The organism is Mesorhizobium sp. M7A.F.Ca.CA.002.05.1.1 (genome assembly GCF_003998335.1).
GTDB lineage: Bacteria > Pseudomonadota > Alphaproteobacteria > Rhizobiales > Rhizobiaceae > Mesorhizobium.
This window is the reverse complement of sequence record NZ_RZQI01000243.1, coordinates 1-7148: the sequence shown is the minus strand read 5'-3', so window position 1 is coordinate 7148 and position 7148 is coordinate 1. Positions and strand designations below refer to the sequence as shown.

The 7148-nt window shown below is 64.3% G+C and carries 6 protein-coding genes and 1 pseudogene; 6 read left to right on the top strand and 1 reads right to left on the bottom strand.

The window, feature by feature from the left end; all coding sequences use genetic code 11:
• The 6 genes and pseudogenes from EN939_RS14570 to EN939_RS14545 form a co-directional block, all read left to right on the top strand.
• A pseudogene (locus EN939_RS14570) lies at nt 1-421 on the top strand (ABC transporter substrate-binding protein); the annotation flags it as partial.
• 52 nt (nt 422-473) lie between these two features.
• Nucleotides 474-1421 carry an ABC transporter permease gene (locus EN939_RS14565; RefSeq protein WP_127268564.1) on the top strand — a complete coding sequence of 316 codons (948 nt, stop codon included), beginning with the start codon at nt 474-476 and terminating at the stop codon, nt 1419-1421.
• Nucleotides 1422-1449: 28 nt separating this feature from the next.
• Nucleotides 1450-2289 (top strand): ABC transporter permease, encoded by an 840-nt coding sequence (locus tag EN939_RS14560; RefSeq protein WP_127268563.1) that lies wholly within the window; start codon nt 1450-1452, stop codon nt 2287-2289.
• Nucleotides 2286-3269 (top strand): ABC transporter ATP-binding protein, encoded by a 984-nt coding sequence (locus EN939_RS14555; protein WP_127268562.1) that lies wholly within the window; start codon nt 2286-2288, stop codon nt 3267-3269. The genes EN939_RS14560 and EN939_RS14555 overlap by 4 nt, the downstream gene beginning before the upstream one ends.
• Nucleotides 3266-4243 (top strand): ABC transporter ATP-binding protein, encoded by a 978-nt coding sequence (locus EN939_RS14550; protein ID WP_127268561.1) that lies wholly within the window; start codon nt 3266-3268, stop codon nt 4241-4243. Before EN939_RS14555 ends, EN939_RS14550 begins: the two co-directional genes overlap by 4 nt.
• A 47-nt stretch (nt 4244-4290) precedes the next feature.
• A complete protein-coding gene (locus EN939_RS14545; RefSeq protein WP_127268560.1) occupies nt 4291-6318 on the top strand; it encodes a CocE/NonD family hydrolase in 2028 nt (675 codons plus the stop codon).
• A 20-nt stretch (nt 6319-6338) separates the two neighbouring features.
• On the opposite strand, the gene EN939_RS14540 is transcribed toward EN939_RS14545, so the two are convergent.
• On the bottom strand, nt 6339-7148 hold an 810-nt coding region (locus EN939_RS14540; protein ID WP_127268559.1), incomplete at its 5' end, for a LysR substrate-binding domain-containing protein.

The window sequence follows — 7148 nt, the reverse complement described above, 5'->3', positions numbered from 1 at the left end:
GTCGAACCTGCAGGATGTCGGTCTCACTGTGGAGATCAAGCAGAACGACAGCGGCACCTTCTGGACGCTTGGCGCCAAGGAAGGCGACTACTACAAGAAGCTGCAGATGATCATCAGCCGCTTCTCCATGCAGCCGGACCCGAGCTGGGCCACCGCCTGGTTCACCCGCGACCAGATCGGCGTCTGGAACTGGGAGCGTTTTTCCAGCGAGGAATTCGACAAGCTCAACGCCGAGGGCATGGTCGAGCTCGACCCGGCAAAGCGCGATGTCATCTACAAGAAGCTTCAGGACCTGATGGAGGAGAACGGCAACTACATTTTCCTGACGCATGAGGTCACCGGCATCATGAATCGAGACACGCTTGTGGCCGGCCTGAAGCCGAACGGCGAACCCGTGTTCACCGACTTCAAACCGGCATGATATCGGCGGGCGGGGCTCGCCCCGGCCAAAGACCATCCGACAGGTACCGAAAATGATCCGCTACGCCCTCAAGCGTCTGTGGCTTGGCGCCATCATCATCAGCGTCGCCATGATGATGATGTTCGCCATGGTCTACCTCATTCCCGGAGACCCGGCCTCCGTCGCGCTGGGGCCACGCGCGACGCCGGAGATGAAGGAGGCGCTGCGCGAGCGTATGGGCTTGGATCAACCTGTCTGGCGGCAATTCGTGAACTTCTACGGCTCTGCCTTGCATGGCGATCTCGGCACCGAGGTTCTGTCGAACCGGCCGGTCCTGGACGTGGTGATGGAACAGCTTCCGTTCACGCTGGCGCTGGTGGTCGGCGGCATCACGTGGTCGGTGGCGCTGGGCATCCCGCTTGGCTGCATCGCGGCGGTGCGGCGCGGCGGCTTTGTCGATCAGGTGATCGGGGTGCTGTCGGTGGCGATGATCGCCGTGCCATCCTTCGTCGTCGCCATCTATTCGCTGCTGGTGTTTGCGGTCGCCCTGCAATGGCTGCCGGCGATCGGCGCCGGCGAACCGGGCGACCTCGCCAGCCGGCTTCAGCACCTCATCCTGCCGTCTCTAGCGGTCGGCCTTGGCTGGATCGGCTACATCTCGCGCATGGTGCGCGCCTCGATGCTGGAGACACTGGAGGCCAGCCATATCCGCACGGCGCGCGCCTTCGGCCTGACCGAGCACCGGATCGTCTACACCTACGCGCTGCGTATCGCCGTGCTGCCGACGATCACCTTGCTCGGCGTCGGCATCGGCCACATGCTGTCGTCTTCCGTTTTCGCCGAAATCGTCTTCGCCCGCCCCGGCATCGGCAAGCTGGTCTATGAGGCGATCTCGGTGCGCAACTACCCCATCGTCTCCGGAGCCGTGCTGGTCACCACGGTCTTCTTCGTCCTCGTCAACGTAGCGGCCGACATTCTGGTCGGCCTATTGGATCCCCGTGTCAGATCAAGTTTCAACTGAGCTGCCGTCCCGCAGCTTCCGTCTCGGCATGATATGGCGCACCGTGCGCCGCATCATGCGCGAGCCGCTGGGCGCCATCGGCCTGACGCTGGTGACGGTCGTGGTGCTGTCAGCGGTCTTCGCCAGCCTCCTGACCAGCTATGCGCCGAGCAAGATATCGCCGGCCGAACGCTTCGCTTCGCCGAGCCTGCTGCATCTGCTCGGCACCGACCATCTCGGCCGCGATCTTCTCACCCGGGTGCTCTATGGCGGGCGCGTCGCGCTTTTGATCGCGCTGGGCGCGACAGCGGTGTCGCTGGTTGTCGGCGTCGTGCTGGGGCTGATCGCAGGCTATGGGCCGCGCTGGCTCGACAATGTGCTGCTGCTGATCTTCGACGCGGTGAAGAGCTTTCCCACCGTTATGCTGGCGCTGACGCTGGTCACCCTGTTCGGCCCCTCGCTCTACGCGGTGGTGCTGGTGGTGATGCTGGTCAATGTGCCGGGTTATGCCCGCATCATCAGAACCCAGACGCTGGTGCTCAAATCAGCCGAACATGTCATGGCGGCGCGCTCGATGGGCGCCAGTGCGGGCCGCATCCTGCGCGTCCATATCCTGCCCAACATCATCGGCCCGATCCTGATCTTGATATCGATGGACATTCCCGTGGTGGTGGCGATCGAGGCCGGCATGAGCTTTCTCGGGCTCGGCGTGCGGCCGCCGACGCCGAGCTGGGGCGCGATCCTCAATGACGGCTTCGCCAACATTCGCGATTCCTACTGGATCGTGATTGCCGGCGGCCTGCCGATCGTGCTGACGACACTCGGTTTCACCTTCTTCGGCGAGACGCTGCGCGACCTCTTCGATCCCAGGCTGAAGGGACGCTCATGACGGTTCTCGAGGTCAAGAATCTGAGCGTCGCCTTCCACACCGAGAGTGGGCGATTGGAGGCGCTGAAGCAGGTGAGCTTTTCCGTGCCGGCCAACCGCAGCGTCGGCGTGGTCGGCGAATCCGGCTGCGGGAAATCGACGCTCATCAACGCCATTCTCGGCCTGCTCGCCGACAATGGTGAAATCACATCGGGCGAGATCATCTTCGAGGGCGACAAGGACCTTGCCCGGCTCGACCCCACCGCGATGCGCGGCTTGCGCGGTCTCAGGATCGCCACCGTGTTCCAGGATCCGATGGGCGCGCTCAACCCGGTGCTGTCGGTGGGGCGCCAGATGCGCGACATCCAGTATCGCTCGAACCTGTCGAAGCGGGACAAGGATGCGCGCTCGGTCGCCATGCTGCGCAAGGTTCGCATTCCCGATCCGGAAAGCCGGCTGACGCAGTTTCCGCACGAGTTCTCCGGCGGCATGAAGCAGCGCATCGCCATCGCCATGGCGCTGATGATGGAACCGGCGCTGCTGATCGCCGACGAGCCGACGACTGCGCTCGATGCGACGCTGGAGGTGGCCACTATCGAACTGCTCAAGGATCTGCAGCGCGACATCGGCTGCTCGGTGCTGTTCATCTCGCATCATCTGGGCGTGATTGCCGAACTCTGCGACGAGATGATCGTGATGTATGCCGGTGAGGTGGTGGAGAGCGGCACGACTCGCGAGATCTTCCACGATGCGCGCCATCCCTACACGCAGAAGCTTTTGGCCTGTGATCCCGCGCGGCTGTCGCAGCGGGTTGCCCGCCTGCCGACCATCGCCGGGACCTTGCCGGATCTGCGCCGCCGACCAAGCGGCTGCGTCTTCCAGCCGCGCTGCGATCGCGCCGACGCCCAATGCCTGACGACGCCTCCCAGCGCAATCCTCGGTGGGTCTCACATCGCCCGCTGCTGGCATGCGGACATTCCCTTGGGAGCGATGAACGCATGAGTTCCGACGACCTGCTCCGTGTCAGCGATCTGCGTGTCTCGTTCCGGGTTGGCGGCCTGTCCGCCAGACTTGCCGGGCGAGCCACCGAGATCGAAGCGGTGTCCGGTGTCAGCTTCACGCTTCAACGAGGCAGCACCTTCGCATTGGTCGGCGAATCCGGCTCGGGCAAGACGACGCTGGCGCGCACGCTCAACGGTCTTCAGCCGGTGAAAGCGGGCACGATCCTGTTTGAAGGGCAGGAACTGCAAGGCCTGTCCAACGCCGCCATGAAACCGGTGCGGCGGCGCATGCCGATGATGTTCCAGGATCCGGTCGGATCGTTGTCGCCGCGGCTCAGCGTGCGGTCGCTGCTGTCGGAGCCTTTCGTCATCCACGGACTGTCGGATCGCGATCTCAACGCCGAAGTCACACGACTTCTTGCACTGGTCGGGCTGCCGCGCGATTTCGCCGACCGCTACCCGCACCAGCTTTCCGGCGGCCAGGCGCGCCGCGTCGGTGTGGCGCGGGCGATCGCGCTGGACCCGGTGCTGGTCGTCGCCGACGAGCCGACAGCCGGCCTCGACGTCTCGGTGCAGGGAGAGGTGCTGAACCTGCTCAACGACCTGCGTGACCGCATGGGCCTGTCGATGCTGATCATCACCCACAATCTGCATGTCGTGCGCCAGATCGCCGACCGCATGGCGGTGATGTATCTCGGACGCTTCATCGAACAGGGCGAAACCGAAGCGATCTTCCGCGCGCCGCATCATCCCTATACGGCGGCCCTTCTCTCGGCCAATCCAGAGCCCGATCCCGACAGGGTGCATCAGCGTATCACGCTGCCGGCTGACGTTCCGTCCTTGTTGGCGCGCCCTTCAGGCTGCGAATTTCACACACGCTGTCCGCAGGCCCAGGGCCGCTGCACGGTGGATGTCCCCGTCCCGGTCGCAGTTGGCGACAGCCGTCTGACCTGCCATTTCCCGCTGAACACATAAGGATCGCCACCGGCGCAAGTGTCGGCCGGGCGTTGAGAGGAGCCGCCATGCAAGATATCCGCGTCGTCACCGATTTCCCGCGCAAAGTCCGCGAGATCGAGAATTTGTGGATTCCGATGCCGGACGGCGTCAAGCTGGCCGCACGCATCTGGTTGCCGGAAGACGCGGAGGCCGATCCGGTGCCGGCGATCCTGGAATATCTGCCATATCGCAAGCGTGACGGAACGGTGGAGCGCGATGCGCTGACGCATCCCTATTTCGCCGGTCACGGCTATGCCGGCGTGCGGGTCGATATGCGCGGCTCGGGCGACAGCGAGGGGCTGTGCAAGGGTGAGTATCTGAAGCAGGAGCAGGATGACTGCCTGGCGGTCATCGAATGGCTGGCCCGGCAATCTTGGTGCTCGGGTAGTGTCGGCATGATCGGCATCAGCTGGGGCGGCTTCAACGGGCTGCAGGTCGCCGCCCGCCGCCCGCCGGCGCTGAAAGCCGTCGTCTCGCTGTGCTCGACCGACGACCGCTATAATGATGACGTGCATTATCTCGGCGGCGCGATGATGTGCGACAATCTGATGTGGGGAACCACCGCTTGGGCCATCGCCATGACGCCACCGGATCCGCTTGTTGTCGGCGACCGCTGGCGCGAGCTTTGGGAGCAACGGCTGAACGGCAACGGCATCTGGATGCAGGACTGGTTCGAACACCAGCGCCGCGACGATTTCTACAAGCACGGTTCGATCTGCGAGGATTATTCCGATGTCGAGATCCCGGTCTATGCCGTCGGCGGCTGGGCCGACGGCTATCCCAATCCGATCTTCCGGATGCTGGAAAAACTGAGCGGTCCTCGCAAGGGCCTGATCGGACCCTGGGGCCACAAATATCCGCACTTCGCCATGCCCGGACCGCGTATCGGCTTCCTGCAGGAGTGCCTGCGCTGGTGGGATCAATATCTCAAGGGCATCGACACCGGCATTGCCGACGAGCCGATGCTGCGCGCCTGGATTCAGGATCCCGCACGGCCGGCGGCGATCTATGACGAGCGGCCCGGCCGCTGGGTGGCGGAACCGGCGTGGCCGGGACCCGGCGTCGGCGAAAAGGTGCTGAACCTTGCGCCGCATGTGCTGAGCGAAGCCAAGGGCGCAAACGCGATCCTGGAGGTTTCATCGCCACAGACGGCCGGCCTGTCGTCCGGCGCCTGGTGCGGCTATGGCGTGATGCCGACCTTGCCGGTCGACCAGCGCATGGAAGAAGGCAATGCCCTGATCTTCGAGACGGCGCCGTTGACCGAAGCGGTCGAGATCCTTGGCTTCCCCGAATTCGAGGTCAAGCTCTCCTCCGACAAGCCCGTCGCCCTTCTGTCCGCCACGCTGTCGCAGGTATTCCCTGAAGGTGCCGCCTCGCGTATCAGCTACGGCATCCTCAATCTGAGCCATCGCAACGATGATCTGGACATCGCACCCATGGTGCCGGGCCAGGCGGAGACCGTCCGCGTCAAGCTGCGCTGCTGCGGGCAGCGTTTCGAGGTCGGCGAGCGTATCCGGCTGGCGCTGGCGACATCGCATTGGCCGATCGTCTTCCCGACGGCCGAGCAGGCGACGTTGTCGATCCATTGCGGCGACAGCCGGCTGATCCTGCCGGTGCGCGCGCAGCAGAAGCTGGACGACACACTGGGGGTTTTCCTGACTCCGGAAAGCGCCGCGCCGATGGAGCAAGAGGTGCTGGCCAAGGGCGACGGCTTCCAGCGTTCGGTGTCGACGGACCAGGTCACCGGCGAGACCGTCTATCAGGTCGCCAATGATGGCGGCACGGTGCGGCATCCACATACGGGAATGGTGCTCTCGGCGAGGCATGTCGACCGGTTCATCATCCACCCCGACGATCCGAACTCGGCGGTCGGCACCTGCACCTGGGACAAGTCCTATGGTCGCGGCGACTGGCAGGTGCGGCTTTCAGTGAAGGCGACGGTAAGGGCGCTGCGAAAGGTCTGGCGGATCGAGACCCACATCACCGCCCATGATGGCGATGAGCTGATCGTCGACCGCAGCGAGGTCAAGGAGTATCCGCGCGATCTCAACTGAGAGCGATTGCGACGTTGCGGTTAGGCCATCGACTTCGGCAAGGCAGCCGCCAGCGCATCGACGGCCAGCCGCACCTTCAGCGGCAGATGCGGTGTCTGCAGCCAAAGGGCGTGGCAGTCGTAGAGATATCGCGGCTGATCCGGCAACAGCGCCAGCAGAACGCCGGCTTCAATGCGCTCGCGCACCAGCCACCAGGGCAACCAGGCAAGGCCCATGCCGTCGGCAGCCGCGTCAGCGATGGCATCGAGATCGTCGAGCCGCAGACGGCCGGTCGGTATGATCTCCTGCACCGGTTGCCCCTCTCGAGCAAATAGCCAGGGCTGAATGATCTGGCCGAGCCGGCGGTAGACAATTGCCTGATGGTCGGCGAGATCCTCGATCTGTCGCGGTTCGCCATGATTTCTGAGATAGGAAGGTGCGGCGCAGACGACCATGTCCTGGCGCGCGACGCGGCGTGCGATCACCCCCGCCTTGTCGCCCAGAGCACCGGTCCGAATGGCGAGATCGTAGCCATCCTCGGCAAGATCGGCGAAGCGATCGCTGAGAGATAGATCGAGTTCCAGCATCGGATATTGCCGGGCGAGTTTCAGCAGCACGGGCGTCACGCAGTGGCGACCGAAATGCGCCGGCATGGTGACGCGCAGTTTTCCGCGTGGCTCCGAAAACTGGTCGGCGGCGAGCGCATCTGCGGCGTCGGCCTCGGCCAGCACCACCCGACAGCGTTCATAGTAAGCGCGGCCGAAATCGGTCAGGTTCTGCCGGCGTGTGGTCCGGTTGAGCAGGCGAACGCCAAGCCGTTCTTCGAGAGACCGGACATGCTTGCCAACCAT

What these genes read in the sequence shown, in the direction of transcription:
- EN939_RS14565 (WP_127268564.1), top strand. Translation starts at nt 474, where the DNA reads ATGATCCGCTACGCCCTCAAGCGTCTGTGGCTTGGCGCCATCATCATC.
- EN939_RS14560 (WP_127268563.1), top strand. Translation starts at nt 1,450, where the DNA reads ATGATATGGCGCACCGTGCGCCGCATCATGCGCGAGCCGCTGGGCGCC.
- EN939_RS14555 (WP_127268562.1), top strand. Translation starts at nt 2,286, where the DNA reads ATGACGGTTCTCGAGGTCAAGAATCTGAGCGTCGCCTTCCACACCGAG.
- EN939_RS14550 (WP_127268561.1), top strand. Translation starts at nt 3,266, where the DNA reads ATGAGTTCCGACGACCTGCTCCGTGTCAGCGATCTGCGTGTCTCGTTC.
- EN939_RS14545 (WP_127268560.1), top strand. Translation starts at nt 4,291, where the DNA reads ATGCAAGATATCCGCGTCGTCACCGATTTCCCGCGCAAAGTCCGCGAG.